Raw genomic sequence first — 17,579 nt, forward strand, 5'->3', positions numbered from 1 at the left:
GACGCGATGAGGGAAGTGGTGCGCAATATTCTCCTGCTGGGAGCCTCCGGCCTGATCGGCCGGTTCGTGACCGACGATCTCCGCGCCCGCGGCTTTCGCGTCATCGGCGTGGCGCGACAGCTGTCGCCGGCGCAGAAGATGAGCGCGCTCGACATCGAGCTGCCGATCCTCATCCTCGATGCGGCGGCGCTGACGCGCCTTCTGAACGAGCATGCGGTCGATGTGGTCGTGAATTGCCTGGGCGTGCTCCAGGACAGCCCCGGCAGCGACACCAATGCCGTGCATCGCGACTTCGTCGCGCGCCTGTTGCAGGCGATTGGCGCCAGCGGCCGCGCGATCAGGCTGGTGCACATCTCGATCCCCGGCGCGGCGAACGAGGATCGTACCGCCTTTGCCACGACCAAGCGCGAGGCCGAACGCCTGATCGGGTCGAGCGGCATTCCGCATGCGATCCTGCGCCCCGGCTTCGTGGTCGCGACTTCAGCCTATGGCGGCAGCGCCATGCTGCGCGCCCTCGCGGCCTTTCCGCTCGACCTGCCGGCCAAGGAGATGGCGATGCCGTTCCAGCCCGTCGCGGCCTGCGACATTGCCGCCACGATCGCCTGGCTCGCGGCGCGCGAGATCGACGATCCCACCGTGAAAGCCGTGAGTTGGGATTTGATGCAGACGGAGCCGGTCACGATGGCCGGTGTCATCAAGCAATTCCGCAGCGGCTTCGGCATCGCCGGTTGGCCGCATTTCGCGATGCCGGCATTCCTGCTCGACGTTGGGGCGAAGCTCGGCGATTTCGCCAGCCGGCTCGGCTGGATGCCGCCGATGCGCTCGACCGCGATCGCCGAACTGCGCCGCGGCGTGACGGGCGACCCGCAGCATTGGATCGCGGCCACCGGGATTGCGCCGATGACGCTGGCAGAGACGATCGGACGCCATCCCGCCACCATCCAGGACAAATGGTTCGCGCGGCTGTTCCTTATCAAGGCGCTCGTTTTCGCGAGCCTTGTCGCGTTCTGGATCGTCTCGGGCTTCATCGCCCTGTTCGTCTCCTACCGTGCCGCGGCTGGCATCCTGACCGCGCACGGCTTCCCGCCCGCGCTGGTCGATCCCATCACCATCGGCACCAGCCTGATGGACATGTCGATCGGCGTGCTCATCGCGTTCCGACGCACCGCAGCGATCGGGCTCGTCGCGGGCATCGTTGCCTCGCTCGGCTACATGGCGGGCGCCGCGATCCTCACGCCGGACCTCTGGATCGAGCCGCTCGGGGCACTGGTGAAGACGGGCCCGGCGATCGTGCTGATGTTGGTCGCGCTGCTAATGTTGGACAATCGATGAGTAAATGGCCTGATGACGACGTGATCTTGTTCGACGGCGTCTGCATCTTCTGCTCGCGCTGGATTCGCTTCGTCGCGACGCGCGACACGGCAAGACGATTCCGCTTCACGCCGATCCAGTCGGAGTATGGAACGAAGCTCGCAGAGACCTTCGGCATCGATCCCGATGATCCCGACACCAACGCGGTCGTTCACGGCGGCGAGGTGTTCATGAAATCGGACGCCGCGCTGACTGTGCTGTCTCAGCTCCCGGGCTGGAGCTGGGTGCGCGTGCTATTCGCCGTGCCAAAACCGCTGCGGAACGCCGTCTACAATCTCGTCGCGCGCAACCGCTACCGCATTTTCGGCAAGTACGACGCCTGCTTCGTGCCGGGCGCGGATTTGCGGGCAAGGGTGATTGAAGAGTAGCGGCGGTGCTACGAATTCGGTGTCGTCCCGGCGAAGGCCGGGACCCATAACCACAGGGCGAAGTTTGGCGAAGACTGGTAGTTAGGGGATTAATCCGCGGTACGACGACGGCAATTTGCCGAGAGATCACGCGGTATGGGTCCCGGCTTTCGCCGGGACGACGTTGAGGATGGTACGTCGTAATAGGGATCTCCGATCAACGTTTCGCCATCGACGCCAGCACTTCCTTCGCCGCCCGCTCGCCGCTGTCCCGTGCCCCGTGCGCCGTGGTGAAGAAATTCGGCGAGGTCGCTTCCCCTGCGAAGAACAGACGGCCATCGACTGGCGCGGCCAGCACGGCGCGGTCGCCGGCGTGGCCGGGCAGCGCATGGGAATAGGCGCCTCGCGCGAACGGATCCTTCCCCCAGCGGGATTCGTACAGCGGCTTCAGCTTGCGGCGGATGTCGTTGCCGAGGAAGCCAGCGATCTCGTCGATGCTCTCCGCGGCGATCGCGCCGTCGCCGGCGTCTTCCAGTTCGCGCGCAAAGCTGCCGCCGAAGAAACCTTCGATGCAGGGCTGACCGAACGGGCGGATATGATAGGTGCCCATCGCGGTGCGCATGGTGGCGCCGCGCAAGTTCGCTTCCTTGGGGAAGGCTTCGGCATCCGCGAGCGCCAGCGTCACCTTGTCGTCGACACCGAGCGGCAGGCCGCGCGCGGCATCGAGCTTGGCGGGCTGCGCGGGTGAAAAGCGGATCGCTTCATCTGCGATCAGATTGGTCGGCACGGTGACGATCACCTTTGCCGCATCGAGCGTGCCGAGGGAGGTTTCGAGGCGGATGCGCTTGGCCGAATGATCGATCAGCGTGACGTTGCAGTTCAGCGCCACCGGGCAGGGCGCGCCATAAGCCGCGATCAGCGCGCCATAGCCGCGGCGGATGCGCCAGTTGAGGTTGCTGTCCTCATAGGCGTCCCAGTCCAGCGTCGACATCTCCGCAAGCTCGCAGCCATTGATGTAGGTCGAGATCGCGTCGATCATCGGATTCCAGCGATTGCCGGGCTCCAGGCTTTGATTCGCGGGAGCGTCGTCACCTTTCTGGGCGGCTTCCCAGAGGCGCTCATAGAACGCATCCATCGCGCGCATGAAATCGTCGCGCTCGGCCTGCGGAAAGGCGTTGCCATAGGCGCGCTCGCGCCACGGCGGGAGATCCCTGTTGATCTCGAATTCGAGTTGCCGCGCGATCGGAACGAAGGAGTTCTTGTCCGCCGAATGCAGCCAGCCGCAGCCGACGTCGAAGATTACCTCGGGCGAGGCCTGCACCGTCCAGGCGCGGCCGCCGAGCCGGTCGCGCGCCTCCAGCACGATCACCGAGAGCCCGGAATCCATCAGCGCATGCGCCGCGCCGAGGCCCGCGGCGCCAGCGCCGATGATCGCGACGTCGACCGAGGAGGGGAGGGAGGTCATGGGTGGGCTCTAGCACGTTCGCTGGGTGTGCTGAAGCCGGACAGATATGCAGCTCTCGTGTCCCGGACGCGCTGCAGCGTGCAACGCTGCCGCGCAGAGCCGGGACCCACGGGAGCGATTGAGCGCGGTAAAAGTGCTGGGCCCCGGCTCAGCAGCGCATCACTCCGTGCTGCGCTGCGTCCGGGGCACGAGACGGGGCCTTACGCCACCGCTTCCTTCGACTTCTCCGCGCGCTTGCGCTCGTTCGGATCGAGATGCTTCTTGCGCAGGCGGATCGACTTCGGCGTCACCTCGACGAGCTCGTCGTCCTCGATATAGGCGAGCGCCTTTTCCAGCGTCATCCGGATCGGCGGGGTCAGGCGCACCGCTTCGTCCTTGGACGTGGTGCGGATGTTGGTGAGCTGCTTGCCCTTGAGCACGTTGATCTCGAGATCGTTGTCGCGGGTGTGCTCGCCGACGATCATGCCGCGATAAACCTTCCAGCCGGGCTCGATCATCATCGGACCGCGGTCTTCCAGCTTGAACATGGCGTAGGCCACCGCGTCGCCCTGGTCGTTGGAGATCAGGACGCCGTTGCGGCGGCCCTGGATCTCGCCCTTGTAGGGCGCGTAGCCGTGGAACAGGCGGTTCATGATTGCGGTGCCGCGGGTATCGGTGAGCAGTTCGCCCTGATAGCCGATCAGGCCGCGGGTCGGTGCGTAGAACACCAGGCGCAGGCGGTTGCCGCCGGAGGGTTTCATCTCGATGAGCTCGGCCTTGCGCTCGCTCATCTTCTGAACGACGACGCCGGAATGCTCCTCATCGACGTCGATGACGACTTCCTCGATCGGCTCCATGGTGGCGCCGGTCGCCTCGTCCTTCTGGAGCACGACGCGCGGACGCGACACCGAGAGCTCAAAGCCCTCGCGGCGCATGGTCTCGATCAGGATCGCGAGCTGCAATTCGCCGCGGCCCGACACTTCCATCGAATCCTTGTCGTCGGCCTCGACCACGCGCAGCGCGACGTTGCCCTCGGCTTCGCGCAAGAGACGGTCGCGGATCATGCGGCTCGTGACCTTGTCGCCTTCGGTGCCGGCGAGCGGGGAGTTGTTGACGATGAAGGACATCGACACGGTCGGCGGATCGATCGGCTGCGCCGGCAGCGGCACCTCGACGGTCGGATCGCAGAAGGTGTCGGCGACGGTGCCCTTGGTCAGGCCGGCAATGGCGACGATGTCGCCGGCTTCGGCCTCATCGAGCGGCGTGCGCTCGAGCCCGCGGAACGCAAGGATCTTGGTGATGCGGCCCTGCTCCACCAGCTTGCCGTCGGCGTTGAGCACCTTGACCTGCTGGTTCGGCTTGAGGATGCCGGATGAGATGCGGCCGGTGATGATGCGGCCGAGATAGGGGTTGGCCTCCAGGATGGTGCCGATCATCTTGAACGGGCCTTCCTCGACCTTCGGCGCCGCGACGTGGCGCAGGATCAGGTCGAACAGCGGCTCCATGCCCTTGTCCTTCGGACCCTCGGGGCTTTCGGCCATCCAGCCCTGCTTGGCCGATCCATAAAGAATCGGGAAGTCGAGCTGCTCCTCGCTCGCATCGAGCGCGGCGAACAGGTCGAACACCTCGTTGATGACTTCGGTCGGGCGCGCGTCGGGACGGTCGACCTTGTTGATGACGACGATCGGCTTCAGTCCGACCTTGAGCGCCTTGGAGACCACGAACTTGGTCTGGGGCAGCGGGCCCTCGGCGGCGTCGACCAGCACCAGCGCGCCGTCCACCATGTTGAGGATGCGCTCGACCTCGCCGCCGAAATCGGCGTGGCCGGGGGTGTCGACGATGTTGACGCGGGTGTCCTTCCACTGCACCGAGGCCGCCTTGGCCAGGATGGTGATGCCGCGCTCGCGCTCCAGATCGTTGGAGTCCATGGCGCGCTCGGCCACCTTCTGGTTCTCGCGGAAGGTGCCGGATTGCTGGAGGAGACGGTCGACGAGGGTCGTCTTGCCGTGGTCGACGTGGGCGATGATGGCGACGTTACGAAGGTTCATGAGTGAGCTTCTTTGCGGTCGAACAATGGGTTAGCGCGATCTCGCCGGTCAGACCGGGACCTCTTTTCGAAACAACGCTTCAAACCTGATAAAAACGGGGCGCTTTCGGCCCAAAAAGGAAGCCCGGCCTAGCGCGCCGGGCACCTCAATGCGTTTGCAGCGCAATATAGGCAAAAAACGCCAAAAAACAATGCGTTCTTTGCACGTTGGTTGACTGAATTTTGTCCGGGAATCCCCGGGGGTTAGGTGGTGGCCCGGGCCTTAAGCGCTCCGCCCCTTGATGGCGGCCCGGATCAGCATCACCCCGGCGAACCTGATCGGGAGGCCGAACAGCACCATGAAGACCGTAGCGCAGCCACTTCGCTGTGGCAGTTACGCGCCGGGAGGAGGTGTTGGCGGTTCAATGTCGCTCATGTGCGACGGCTATTGCCGAGGCTTGGGCGGGCTCGCGGCGCGGATGAAGAGGAAGATCGCAGCTCCGATCAGGGCCAATCCAATCAGTGCCAGCGGGACGCCCTGGCCGGAGAACGCAAGAAAGCAGAAGCCCGGGAAGAGCAGCACGATGCCGCTGACCGCCATGAAAGCGGTCATGCAGCCGCTCCGCGGCTCCGGTGGCGGGGAGGCCGCGGGAGGGGCAGGCGGCAACGGCGTCGGCTCGGGCGGCGGAGTGCTCTCGTCGCTCATCGCGGTACCTCCTCGCCCTGCCTTGCTTCCCGATAGGTCTGCCCGGCGAGCGCGGCGCGGATGCCGTCGATCTTGCCGTTGCGGTAGAACAGGTTGTAGGTGTCGAACGGAATGATCGCGCCGCTCTCGGTCACGAAATGGATGCAGCTTCGCTTGACGTTGCCGACGCAGAAATTGAAGCGATCGAGGAATTGCACGATGGTGACGCGGAAGACGTTCTCGTAAGTGAGTCCTTGCGGCACATCGAAGCTCGGCAGGCAGCACAACAATTCGCAGACGCGCTCGGAGGTGTTGAGCGGGCCCGACGACAGCGAGAACAGATCGATGAATTTCTCCTTCAGTACCGGATATTTTTCCGGGCTGATGGTGTTGGGCATCACCGCGATCAATTGCTCCTGCGGGATCAGCGAGGTCAGCGGCAGCACTTTCTCGCCGTTGCGCAGGCCGTAGCCGATCGAGATGCTTTCGGGATTGCAGGGCAGCGGAATCATGTCCTTGTCGCCGAACACGCCGGTCTCGACCACGCGCCTGCGGATCTCCGACAGCATGATGCGGTCGGTCTCCTTGTTGAAATTCTCGTTGCGGCCGGCGTCCTGTACCGGCTGCAGCGTGACGCCGCGGACGCATTTCCAGGTCAGCGCGTGGCGGACGATGTCGCCGATCTCATGATCGTTGACGCCGCGCTTGATCGTGGCGACCAGCGTGGTCGAGACGCCGTAATGCTCGAGATTTTCCAGCGCCTGCTGCCGGATCTTTCGCAAGTCGGCGCCGCGCAAATTGATCAGCGCGTCGCGCTCCAATGAATCGAACTGGAGATAGACCTCGAGCCCGCGCCTGTTCTCGGCGAGCCGCGCCACAAAGTCCTTTTCGCGGGCGATCCTGAGGCCATTGGTGTTGATCATGACGTGGCGGATCGGGCGAGCGCGGACCGCATCGAGGATTGCGAAGAAATCCGGATGCAGCGTCGGCTCGCCTCCGGATATCTGCACGAGATCAGGCTCGCCTTCGCTCGCGACCAGCGCATCCAGCATCTTCTCGATCGTCGGCAGCGGCGTGAATTGCATCCGCGCCGGCGAGGATTCGGCAAAGCAGACCGGGCAGGTCAGATTGCAGTGCTCGGTGATCTCGATCAGGGCCAGGCAAGAATGCTGCTCATGGTCGGGACAGAGCCCGCAATCATAGGGGCAGCCGAATTCGGTACGTTGCTGGAATTGCAGCGGCCGGTCACCGGGCTTGATGAAGTCCTTGCACAGGCGCCAATAGGCCGCGTCGGTCGAGACCAGCGTCGACTGCACGCCGTGCTCCCTGCAGCGCTTCTCGTACCAGACCTCGTTGTCGAGGATCTGGATCTTGGTCGGTACCAGCTTCAGGCAGGTTTCGCAGAGCGACTGGGTCTGGCCCCAGAAAACATAGGGGCGCGACCTACGCAACGGCGCGTTCATGCACGGGGCTCACTTTCGGTGCCGTCGCCAGCATGGCGGCGGCGTAGAGGAGGATGACGAGCGACAGCAGGTGGAACAGCGTGAGAGGGCCGATCAGCGCGCCATAGGGCTTGAGGAATTCCCACAGGAAGCGCTGCAGCCCATAATAGACGAGAACGAGGTAGAAGCCATTGACGGTCACAAACGCATTCCGGGTCAGGACGACAGCGACATAGAAGGCGGCAAAGGCCGCCATGGCGGCGCTTTCATAGAGCTGCACGGGATGGCGCAAGATGCCGTCGCCGAAATCATGGCCGAAGGGCAGCGTCGTCGGCGTGCCATAGGTGAAATCGTCAAGTCCCGCGTAGTAGCAGCCGAGCCTGCCGACCGCGATACCGAGTGCCAGCGGTAGAGCAAAGCGCGCGCCGGTGCGCAAAGAAATGCCGGCAGTCCATTTGTAGAACTCGATCGCGACGATCCCGCCCGCAAGTGCGCCCTCGACCGAGCGTGCGATGCCGCTCTCGCCCGAGAGCCACAGGTTCAGTGTGCCGAACAGATAGGCACCGAGACCCGCGCCGAACACCAGCGCGGCGATGTAGGTCAGCTCGAAGGATTGCGAGGGAAAACGCAGGCCGCGTCGCGACAGCCAGTAACCCGCGGCGCCCGCCACCAGCCATGCCGCGATATCGAAGATGGTGTGAAGGAAAGCCCCGCTCATGTGAGGCGAATATAGCACGATAAATGGTCAACAGAACGCGCTACGCGTTGCTGTGCCCTCTCCCCTTGCAAGGGGAGAAGGAAGATTATCCCGGGCCGCTATCCGCTTCCTCTGTCGGGTAGACCCCGCGCAGCACCTCCTCGAAATGGTCCTTTACCGCCTCGTTGCACAGGCAGGCCCGCGATTTCAGGCCGTCGCGGTTGCGCACCAGGATCGAGCCGCGCCGCGTCTCGATCAGGTCTTGCGCCTTGAACGACTGGATGACGCGGCTGGCATAGCTGCGCCCGACGCCGAGCAGGGTCGCGAGCTGCTCGTGGGTGAGCGGCACGCTGTCGTTGCCTTCGATCCGCTCCATCGCGGCCAAAATCCATTTGGCAGTTCGCTGCTCGATCGAGTGGATGGCGTTGCAGGCCGTCGACTGGAAGATCTGCGCCAGCATGCAATCGGCGTAACGCGCAAAGATGTTGCGCAGCGACGGCGAGCTTCGCTTGGCGGCCTCGAGCTTGCCGACATGGATGCGCACGAAGGGACCGCCGAACTTCACGACGATCCGCGTATAGGCCGGCAGATAGCCCTCGCTGACGATGCCGCCGACGGCGCCCTCGCGGCCGACCAGAATGGTCTCGACGTCGCGGCCGTCCTCATTGGGAACGAGAAAGGTCGCAAGCGATGGCCCGCAGGGAAAGTGCACGACCTGGACGTCGTCGCCGGGATTGTAGAGCAGCTCGTTCGCCGATGTCGCCTCGGTCGTCAGATGCGGCGCGATCAGCGCGTAGTCGGCCTGGTTCAATCGCCGCAGCAGATTGTTGTAGGGCCGGCTCGCAATCTCGGTTGTCTTGCTGCTTCGCGCATCCATCCCAACGCTCTCCGATCCCCCCTCGACATTAGCTGGTTCCGCCCGCCGCTTGTGTGCACATGTGGACAGACGGGGAAACGGTGATGTGGTGCGTTTCGTTCCTGGAACACCGATGCGGGGGCGCAGGTATCGGGTTCGAGGCCCCGTCCTGATTGGAAGATCATGCAGCCCTCAATCGACGAGATCATGCAACGCCCCTCATTCGACGGCAGTGATGTCCCCGACGACGTGCTGATCGTTGAGGACGATCCCATCATCGCGATCGATTTCGAGGACCGCCTGCTCGGCTTCGGCGTGAAGCACGTGCGTACCGTTGCTTCGGTCGTGCGTGCGCTGGATGCGATCATCGACCGCATGCCCGACTTCGCGCTGCTTGATGTCGAGTTGGTGCGTGAAAAGAGCTTTGCGATCGCCGAGCGCCTGGTTGCGCTGAAAATCCCGTTCGTCTTCGTCACCGGCTACGGTGCCGAGACGCGGATTCCGCCTGAGTTCGCCGGCGTACCGCGATTGCAAAAGCCCTGCTCGAGTGATGCCTTGGAGGCCGCGCTGCGCGCGCGGGCCTCCAGGTAGCAGTGGGTTCTAAAGCGCGATGAGATCAGGATGAATCGTCATCGCGCATCAGGTTGTTGTTTGCGCATGATCTCCGCGCAAACGCGTTCCGCGTTTGTCGCGAGGGAAAACCGCTTCACACTTTTCCGGATCATGCTTTAGGCAAGCTTCGGATCGAGCGTGGTCGACCACAGCGCGACGTCGGCGCGGTCGCGCAATGTCACCGTCATCTGGCCGCTGGCGCCGTCGATCTTGACATGACCGAAGAACTGCATGCCGGCGGATGGCGGCAGGTTCTGCTTGTCGAGGCCGGGCGCCTTGACGAAACGCACCTCGGGTCCAAACGTGTTGTCCATCTCACCCGGTCCGAACGTTCCGGCATGCAAGGGGCCCGAGACGAATTCCCAGAACGGCTCGAACTCCTGGAACTGCGCCTTGTCCGGATTGTAATAGTTCGCAGCCGTATAGTGCACGTCGGCGGTCAGCCACACCGTGTTCCTGATCGGCGCCATCTTGATGAAGCGCAGGAGGTCGGCGATCTCGAACTCTCTCCCGCGCACCGGGCCGTCGCCTTGCGCGAAGGCTTCCGACCCCTTCTTGTTCGCAGCATCGTCGTAAACCAGGATGCTGAGCGGCATGTCGGAGGCGATCACCCTCCAGGTCGCACGCGAGTTGAGCAGGCCGCGCTTCAGCCAGGCCATCTGGTCCGGGCCGAGGAAATAGGATGCGGGGCCGTATTCCGTTTCCAGGTTCGGTCCGTTGGGGCCGCGATAGCTGCGCTCGTCCAGCATGAAGACGTCGAGATGCGGGCCGTAGGAGATCTGGCGATAGACCCGGCCCGGCTCCACGATGCTCTCGCGCATCGGATACATCTCATGGAAGGCGCGCGCCGCGCGGGCGGCGAGCAAGGTGATGTTGCGCTCCTTGTAGGCGGCGGGCAGATCCTTCGAGGCCGACCAGTTGTTGGTCACCTCGTGGTCGTCCCATTGCACGAAGATCGGCACCTCGGCATTGAAGGCGCGGACATTGTCGTCGGTGAAATTATATTTGTGCGCGGCGCGGAACTCATCGAGCGTCTCGGCGACCTTGGCCTTCTCGGGGATGGTGACGTTCTTCCAGGTCTTGCCGTCGGCAAGCTTCACCTCGGAGGGGATCACGCCGTCGGCATAGATCGTGTCGCCGGAATGCAGGAAGAAGTCCGGGCGGTGCTTGTGCATGGCCGAGAAGGTGAACATGCCGCCGTCATCGGGGTTGATGCCCCAGCCCTGGCCGGCAACGTCGCCGCCCCAGACGAAGCTGACGTCGCGGCGGTCAGTGGGCGCGGTGCGGAAGCGGCCGACCACCGGCTCGCTCTCGACCGCGGTATGGGAGAGGTCGCGGAAGCGGACGCGGTAGAAGATGTCCTGACCGCCGGGCAGATTTTCGACCAGCATCTTCGCTGTGAAATCGCTCTCGGGCAGCGCCGCGATCGGCGGCAGCGCGCGGGCATTCTTGAAGCTATCGGTTGTCGCCACCTCGACCAGCATCTGCGAGGGACGATCCGCGCGCGCCCAGACCACGCCACCGTCGACCGTGACGTCACCGGACTGCACGCCGTGGGTGATCACGGGCCGGTCGGCCGCGCGCGACACATAGGGCATCGCGATCGCGCCGAGCGCACCGGCGCTGGTGGAGAGGAATTGGCGGCGGGAGAATTTGATTTTCATGGGGAATCGTCTCGAGATCGGTCGGGACGACTGCGGAGGCAGCCGTCACTGCGAAGCCAACGCTATATTGAGACAATGTGACGCAGCGATTACGCGCGCGGGCAATTAGGCGTTGCCGGCGGCGCGGAATTGGGCGCCTGCGCGCTGCAGGTTCTGCGGCAGGCTGAGCAGAACCGCCTTGCGATCGGCGATCGCGGTGTGGAACTGCTCCAGCGCGATGTTGAAGGCCGTCAGCGCGCCTTCCTCGATGGCGCCGTGGTCGAAGCACCGCAGCGTGTCGCGCAGGATGTCGTCGGCCTCGCCTTGCATCTGGTCGAGCTCGTCGACGGTCTCCGAGCGCCGTGCCGCCGCGATCATGTCCAGCAGCCGCTCGCGCAGATGGCTGTTGTTGTCGCGCTCGTCCTTCTTCAGATAGCCGGCGAACCAGGCGCCGATCGAGCCCATCGCCGAGAGCGCCATCAGGCTCCACCAGATGTAGTCGCTGTATCTGTCGAGGAAGGTCTTTTCCTCGCCGTCGACGAAGGCGGCCGCGCCCGGATGTACCGGGATCACGGCGTCCTTGTCGGTGTCGGGCGTCTCGATCTTCGCCGCCAGCGGGAATTCCGTCACCAGCTGCTGGCGTATCGCGAAGAGCTGCCGGGTGAAGGCGGCGACGGTGGTTTCCGACAGGCCTTTGCGCGCCACGATGTGGTGGGCGAAGCTGATCGTCTTGACCTCGTCATCGGGTCGGTCGGGCGAGCCGCCAAAGGTGCCGGCGGGGATCTCGGCGGCTTCATAGACCGGATGGTTCTGCGCGATGGCGTCGGCCGAATCGATCGCGAGGAAGGTCGGCGTGCCGCCGTCCTTGGTGGAGGCGGCGATCGCATCCGCGGTGATCTTGCTGTTGACGGGGCCGGCCGCGAGATAGACGTCGGCCTTCTGGGTGCGGATCGCTTCGGCGGCTTCATTGGCCGGGAATTGCACGATCTCCACCTTGGCCGGATCGACGCCATATTGTTGGAGGATCACCTTGAGGAGATTGACGTTGGCCTGGGTGCGGCCGACCACGCCGATGCGATGACCGGCGAGCTGCGCGATCTTGGTGATCTTGGCGCCCTTCTTCTTGCCCTTGCCGGCCGGTGGGACCCACAGCACGACGACGTTCTTGCGCAGGGTGGCGACGGCCTGGGCGTTCTTCGGCACGTCGAGATCGCCGCGGATGATGGCGAGGTCGACCTTGTTCTCGGCGAGCGCCTCGGCGCTTGCGGTGGCGCCGTCGGTCTGGACCGGACGCAGCCGGACATAGCCCTTGCTCTGGACGAAGGCTTGGGTCAGCGCCTGCACGACCTTGACGTCGTCGCTGTTGGCCGGGCCAACGGCGACCTTCAGCGTCACCGGGCGCATAGCGAAATAATAGCCGCCGACGAGCGCGCCGACGATGGCGAGCACGAACGCGAGCGAAACGAGCATGGTCTTCCGCGCCGCCGATCGGGGCGACGTCGGTGTGGGTGTTTCGGCCAGGTCGAGGTCCCCGGTCATCGATCTCCCATACAGGCGCTTCAGGCTCGGCTTCATCTTGGCCTGGTTATTAGGCCCGCAATTGTAGCAAATTTCTTGCCCGTCAGGGTTACAACTGCGTCATGGTTAGCGGATGGAGGACAACCCTGTATGAACCCGGGTGTCAGCACGGTGTTAGGGTAAAGTTCCCCTGAAAATGGAGGCGACCATGACGGAGCGGCTGTCGGCGGAAGCACGCAAGCAGGCCTTGAGCGGACTATCCGGCTGGGCCGAGACCCCCGGCCGCGAGGCGATCGGCAGGACGTTTATCTTTGGGGATTTCAACCAGGCCTTCGGCTTCATGACGCGCGCGGCGCTGGTGGCCGAGAAGATGGACCATCATCCCGAGTGGAAGAACGTCTACAAGACGGTCGAGGTGGTGCTTTCGACCCATGATGCCGGCGGCGTCACCGCGCTCGACATCGAGCTCGCCAAGGCGATGAACGCCTTCGCGAGGTAGCTTGCGCCACGGTCGACGCCTTGTTGCTGTGCCGGCGCATCCCCATCTTGTGATCGGCATCGGCTGGGACAATCGGCCGCGCCGGCCTGAACGGGGAGTTTTGGACCATGGCTGCTGCCGAACACAGCGTCGGCTTTGAGCCGGCCGATCGGCTGGCGGAAGACCGCGAGACCGTGCGCCGGCGTTTCTGGCGCAAGCTGAAGCGCGTGGTCGCGCACCTGCCGTTCGCCGAGGATCTGCTCGCCGCCTATTACTGCGCGTTCGACAAGCAGACGCCACGCCATGTGCAGGCATCGCTGCTCGGCGCGATCGCCTATTTCATCCTGCCGTTCGATATCGTGCCTGACATGCTGCCGATGCTCGGCTTCACCGATGATGCCGCCGTGCTCGCGACCGCAATCAAGCTGGTCGCCAGCCACATCACGCCAGACCACCGCGAAGCCGCCCGCGCTGCGCTGAAGCGCGGTGTGGGGGAGGCAGAACCGGAAGCCGAAGCAGCCTAGTCGCGCGAGCCAAGCAACACCTTCCGCCGTCATGCCCCGCGAAGGCGAGGGCGTGCAGTACGCCGCGGCCTCTCCGTATCCTCGCACTGTCTCTGGAATACTGGATCGCCCGCTCCAGTGCGCAATTGCGCACAAGGCGGGCGATGACACCGGATTTGCGGCGAGAACCCACCGCAATGTCGTCCTGGCGAAAGCCAGGACCCATTACCCCGTCATGCAGTTGTTGCGGACGCTGGTCGCCACGCAGGCCAACAAGGTAACTGGCACTGGCAGTCTTCGCCAAATATCTCCCTGTGGTCGTCCTGACTTTCGCCCGGACGACCACAGGTGAGAAATGCAGCCGCTACTTCTTGTTCTGCGCTTCCCAGGCCTGGAATTGCTTGAACAGCGCTTCCTTGTCGGTCTCGGACACCTTCGCCGCCGCGGGGTTCTGCTTCAGGAACGTCTCGAAGCGTTGGCGCGCCACCGGCTCGACGCCGTGGCTGTCGAGCCATTGCTGCGCCACCGGCAGTCTGTTCCAGCCCGACAAGGGAGCAGCGAGCGAGACCTCTTTCCATTTCGGATGGAAGGGCGGGTTCTGCAGAGTCGGGAATTTCGTGAAGAACGCGTCCACGAACAGCGCGATCTTGCGGTAACGATCCGTCTTCGGCCCCCAATTATAGGCGGCGAGCACGGCCGGCACGGCGATCGTGTCGACCGTCTCGCCCTCCTTGATCAGGTTCGGATAGTCCTTTGCCGTCAACGTTGCCGGCAGATAGTCGCTCTGCAGCGGCTTGGCGTAGTCCACGCCCGCAAGGTGGAAGCGGCCGTCATTGGTGAAGGTCGAGACCGATTTGTAAGGCTTGCCGCCGACCACGATCACCGCGTCGATCTCGCCGGCCTTCAGCTTCTCCATCGCGATGCGCTGCTCGATATAGACGAAGTTCGCCTTGATCCCGAGCCGCTCGAACACCGTGAGCGCGGTGACGAAGGTGCCGCCATTGGGCAGGTCGACGCTGACCTTCTTGCCCTCGAGGTCTTTCAGCGTCGCGATCGATTTCGGCGCGATGACCTGCATCTCTTCGTTGTAGAGCTTGGTCACATAGGTGAACTGCTTCTTGATGTCGCTCGCAAAACCCTTGCGCTCGAGGTAGTCGAGCGTGTCGGCGCGAACGATGCCGAGATCGACGCCCTGGAGGAACAGGATGTCGGCGACGCTCTGTACCGAGCCACGGCCGACGATCGGCAGCACACGCAGCTTGTTGCCGTCGTCGAGCACGGAGGCGAGATCGGCGCCGAATTGCACATAGGTGCCGCCGATGGTGCCGGTGATCAGCGTGACAGTGTTGGCGTTCAACGCCTGCTTGGTCGAGACCGATCCGAACTGGAAGATCGCCTTCAGGCTGTCCGAGACCTTGCTCGGGTCGTATTCGGTCTGCTCGGCCTGCGCCGACAGGCCACACATCGTTATCATGGCGGCAAGCGCCATTCTCAAAGCGTTACGCATGATGTCCCCTAATTATTAATTGAGGTCTTCTTAGTCTTGAAGTTGCGTGAGGCGCGCTCGCGCCTCCGCGGAGCCGAGAGCGGCGGCCTTCTGGTACCAGCTCCGTGCAGCGGCGGGATCCGCGGTGATGCTGCGCGTATCCTTGGTGCCGAGCACGGCCGGGTCAAAAGTCTGTGCCAGGACGAACGCCGCTGTCGCGTCCTGCGCATTCGCCGCGCGCTCGAGCAGCAGCCGGGCGGCGGCGAGATCGCCGATCGACATCAGGCTCCTGGCGCGCGTCATCAGCCCGGCCAGCGTGTCGGCATCGAGCGTCTTGGCTGGAGCAGGAGGTGGCGCCGGTGGCGGCTGCGCCGGCGCGACGGCGGCCTGTGCCGGCGCGACGGGTGCGACGGCGGCCTGTGCCGGCGTCTGCGCCTGCAGCGCGTTCTGGTAGGCGGTGGCGATCGCCTCGCGGCTCGGTGTCGCCGGCGCCATCACTTCCTTTGCTTCTGCGCTCGCAAGCTGCATCGGGTTCGACACGCGGGCCGGATCCTTCAGCGGCGTCTGGCGCGCGACCGGCGTCGGAGGTTCCGCCGGCTGCTCTGCTGCGAGGCTGCCCATCCAGGCCTTGGCATTGACGGCGAACAGGCGGCTGACGTCGGAGTGGAACAGCACGACCAGCACGGCGATCGCGGCTGCGGCCAGCACGCTGGCGACGATCTGCGTCGCGGCGCCAATGCGCCGCACGCGGCGGGGCGTAAACTCCCGTGGATCCGGCGTGCCCAGCGGATCCGACAGAAACAGCGGGATCGGATCGTGCGGTGAAAGATCGGTCCGGTCAGCCTGTGCCAGGTGATAGGGCATGGCGTTCGGATCGGTCGTGAGTTGCTCGATGTCGAACGCCCGCGACGTGTTGGGCAGACGGTAGGCCGTCGACTCCATGGTCTGATGCTCCCCAAATACTAAACGCAACGCGCTGGGGCATCTCGGGTGAAGTCTTCTTATTGTTGTCCAGAGCAGCCCCGCAAACTGGAACCGGTAAATCGCCGTCCGATTCAGCCCAAAAGACGACGGCGGTTGGCGCGAATCAGGAAAGATTTGGGTTTGATTGAGGCAACAGCGGGAAGTGCACCGCAATTTTGATCGCAGTGGTTGAGGGAACCTTTACCTTAAATCCGGCGGTCCGCGGCGTGAGAGAGGCGCGTTGCCTGCGCCACATTCTGCGCTGTCATCCCTGCGACCCGGCTACGCCAAGGCCTCGACGAGGCTTCGGCGCGGCGTGAGGTCTTGGCCCGCCGATGCTTCAGCGAAGGCGGCAGGCGGGGAATCCTGTACGCCGCGGCTTCTCGATATGCGTCTGACATCGCTGGAATACTGGATCGCCCGCTCCAGTGCGCGATTGCGCACAAGGCGGGCGATGGCGGCCAGGTTTGTGGCGAGCAACATTTCGCAACATCCGCGCGACGTCAGGGATGCAGGATCACCTTGCCCATCGCCTGACGGCCGGCCAGCACTTTCAGCGCATCCGCGGTCTGCGCCAGGGGGAAGGTGCGGTCGACGTGGGAGGAGATCTTGCCTTCCGCCGTCCACTTCACGAGCTTCTCCAGATTGGCGCGGTTCTTCGCCGGGTTCAGCCGGGTCCAGGCGCCCCAGAACACGCCGCGGATATCGCAGCCCTTCAGCAGCGCGAGGTTGAGCGGCATCTTTGGAATGTCGCCGGCGGCAAAGCCGATCACCAGGAAGCGGCCTTCCCAGGCGATCGAGCGCAGCGCCTGCTCGGCATAGGTGCCGCCCACGGGATCGAAGATGATGTCGACGCCCTTGCCGTCGGTGAGCTTGCGCAGGCCTTCCTTCAGATCTTCCTTGCCGTAGTTGAGCGTCAGCTCCGCGCCGTGCGCCTTCGCGAAGGCAAGCTTCTCGTCCGAGGAGGCGCAGGCGATCACCTTCAGCCCCATCAGCTTGCCGAGCTCGCAGGCCGCAAGGCCCGTGCCGCCGGCCGCGCCGAGCACCGCGAGCGTCTCGCCCGGCTTCGGGCTCGCGCGATCTTCCAGCGCATGCAGCGCCGTGCCGTAGATGATGATGATGCCGGCCGCGCGGTCATAGTCGAGATTGTCCGGGATCTTCACGATCGAAGCGGCCGGCAGCGCGATCTTCTCGCGCGCACCGTTGTGGCCGCATGAGGCCACCACGCGGTCGCCCACTTTCAGATCGGTCACGCCGGGGCCGATGCTCTCGATCACGCCGGCGACTTCGGCAGCCGGTGAGAACGGGAACGGCGGCTTGACCTGGTACTTGCCCTGAATCATCAGGATGTCGAAGAAATTCAGCGCCGCCGCCTTGATCGCGATCACGGCTTCGCCGGGCCCTGCCACCGGATCCGGCACATCGGCCAGGACGAGATCGTCGGGTTGGCAATATTGCGAGCAGAGGATGGCTTTCATGGCGACACCTTCTTGAGACACGTTCATAGA

The 17,579-nt window shown here is 64.4% G+C and carries 17 protein-coding genes; 5 read left to right on the forward strand and 12 right to left on the reverse strand.

Annotation, left to right across the window (positions count from 1 at the left end):
• The first annotated feature begins 6 nt into the window (after positions 1 to 6).
• Complete coding sequence (locus NLM33_RS30470; protein ID WP_254101697.1) at positions 7 to 1,332, forward strand: SDR family oxidoreductase; 1,326 nt, start codon at positions 7 to 9, stop codon at positions 1,330 to 1,332.
• Positions 1,329 to 1,739 (forward strand): thiol-disulfide oxidoreductase DCC family protein, encoded by a 411-nt coding sequence (locus NLM33_RS30475; RefSeq protein WP_254101699.1) that lies wholly within the window; start codon positions 1,329 to 1,331, stop codon positions 1,737 to 1,739. The genes NLM33_RS30470 and NLM33_RS30475 overlap by 4 nt, the downstream gene beginning before the upstream one ends.
• Before the next feature lie 196 nt (positions 1,740 to 1,935).
• Here the strand turns inward: NLM33_RS30475 and NLM33_RS30480 are convergent, their stop codons facing one another.
• From NLM33_RS30480 to NLM33_RS30505, 6 genes are all read right to left on the reverse strand, one after another.
• Positions 1,936 to 3,183 (reverse strand): NAD(P)/FAD-dependent oxidoreductase, encoded by a 1,248-nt coding sequence (locus tag NLM33_RS30480; RefSeq protein WP_254101701.1) that lies wholly within the window; start codon positions 3,181 to 3,183, stop codon positions 1,936 to 1,938.
• 200 nt (positions 3,184 to 3,383) lie between these two features.
• Positions 3,384 to 5,210, reverse strand: coding sequence for a translational GTPase TypA (gene typA / locus NLM33_RS30485; protein WP_254101703.1), 1,827 nt, complete (start codon positions 5,208 to 5,210; stop codon positions 3,384 to 3,386).
• Between the two features lie 423 nt (positions 5,211 to 5,633).
• A complete protein-coding gene (locus NLM33_RS30490) occupies positions 5,634 to 5,894 on the reverse strand; it encodes a hypothetical protein (protein ID WP_254101705.1) in 261 nt (86 codons plus the stop codon).
• A complete protein-coding gene (locus NLM33_RS30495; protein WP_254101707.1) occupies positions 5,891 to 7,336 on the reverse strand; it encodes a radical SAM protein in 1,446 nt (481 codons plus the stop codon). The genes NLM33_RS30490 and NLM33_RS30495 overlap by 4 nt, the downstream gene beginning before the upstream one ends.
• Positions 7,317 to 8,033, reverse strand: a complete 717-nt coding sequence (locus tag NLM33_RS30500) for a prolipoprotein diacylglyceryl transferase family protein (protein WP_254101709.1) — start codon at positions 8,031 to 8,033, stop codon at positions 7,317 to 7,319. The genes NLM33_RS30495 and NLM33_RS30500 overlap by 20 nt, the downstream gene beginning before the upstream one ends.
• An 85-nt stretch (positions 8,034 to 8,118) precedes the next feature.
• Positions 8,119 to 8,889, reverse strand: coding sequence for a Crp/Fnr family transcriptional regulator (locus tag NLM33_RS30505; protein ID WP_254101711.1), 771 nt, complete (start codon positions 8,887 to 8,889; stop codon positions 8,119 to 8,121).
• Between the two features lie 162 nt (positions 8,890 to 9,051).
• Between NLM33_RS30505 and NLM33_RS30510 the strand changes: the two genes are divergently transcribed.
• Positions 9,052 to 9,459, forward strand: a complete 408-nt coding sequence (locus NLM33_RS30510) for a response regulator (RefSeq protein WP_254101713.1) — start codon at positions 9,052 to 9,054, stop codon at positions 9,457 to 9,459.
• Between the two features lie 137 nt (positions 9,460 to 9,596).
• On the opposite strand, the gene NLM33_RS30515 is transcribed toward NLM33_RS30510, so the two are convergent.
• Positions 9,597 to 11,144 carry an alkaline phosphatase gene (locus NLM33_RS30515; RefSeq protein ID WP_254101715.1) on the reverse strand — a complete coding sequence of 516 codons (1,548 nt, stop codon included), beginning with the start codon at positions 11,142 to 11,144 and terminating at the stop codon, positions 9,597 to 9,599.
• 105 nt (positions 11,145 to 11,249) lie between these two features.
• Complete coding sequence (locus tag NLM33_RS30520) at positions 11,250 to 12,698, reverse strand: TAXI family TRAP transporter solute-binding subunit (RefSeq protein WP_254101717.1); 1,449 nt, start codon at positions 12,696 to 12,698, stop codon at positions 11,250 to 11,252.
• A gap of 151 nt (positions 12,699 to 12,849) precedes the next feature.
• On the opposite strand from NLM33_RS30520, the gene NLM33_RS30525 reads away from it, so the two are divergent.
• Together NLM33_RS30525 and NLM33_RS30530 are read left to right on the forward strand one after the other, a co-directional pair.
• A complete protein-coding gene (locus tag NLM33_RS30525) occupies positions 12,850 to 13,140 on the forward strand; it encodes a 4a-hydroxytetrahydrobiopterin dehydratase (protein WP_254101718.1) in 291 nt (96 codons plus the stop codon).
• Positions 13,141 to 13,247: 107 nt separating this feature from the next.
• Positions 13,248 to 13,643, forward strand: coding sequence for a YkvA family protein (locus NLM33_RS30530; protein WP_254101719.1), 396 nt, complete (start codon positions 13,248 to 13,250; stop codon positions 13,641 to 13,643).
• A gap of 343 nt (positions 13,644 to 13,986) precedes the next feature.
• Here NLM33_RS30530 and NLM33_RS30535 read toward each other — a convergent pair whose 3' ends face one another.
• From NLM33_RS30535 to NLM33_RS30550, 4 genes are all read right to left on the reverse strand, one after another.
• Complete coding sequence (locus tag NLM33_RS30535) at positions 13,987 to 15,129, reverse strand: TAXI family TRAP transporter solute-binding subunit (protein ID WP_254101720.1); 1,143 nt, start codon at positions 15,127 to 15,129, stop codon at positions 13,987 to 13,989.
• 30 nt (positions 15,130 to 15,159) lie between these two features.
• Entirely contained in the window at positions 15,160 to 16,050 is an 891-nt protein-coding gene (locus tag NLM33_RS30540) for a hypothetical protein (RefSeq protein WP_254101721.1), read from the reverse strand.
• 303 nt (positions 16,051 to 16,353) lie between these two features.
• Positions 16,354 to 16,554, reverse strand: a complete 201-nt coding sequence (locus tag NLM33_RS30545; RefSeq protein WP_254101722.1) for a hypothetical protein — start codon at positions 16,552 to 16,554, stop codon at positions 16,354 to 16,356.
• Between the two features lie 20 nt (positions 16,555 to 16,574).
• Positions 16,575 to 17,549 (reverse strand): NADPH:quinone oxidoreductase family protein, encoded by a 975-nt coding sequence (locus NLM33_RS30550; RefSeq protein ID WP_254101724.1) that lies wholly within the window; start codon positions 17,547 to 17,549, stop codon positions 16,575 to 16,577.
• Positions 17,550 to 17,579: the final 30 nt, after the last annotated feature.

This window comes from Bradyrhizobium sp. CCGUVB1N3 (assembly GCF_024199925.1).
GTDB lineage: Bacteria > Pseudomonadota > Alphaproteobacteria > Rhizobiales > Xanthobacteraceae > Bradyrhizobium.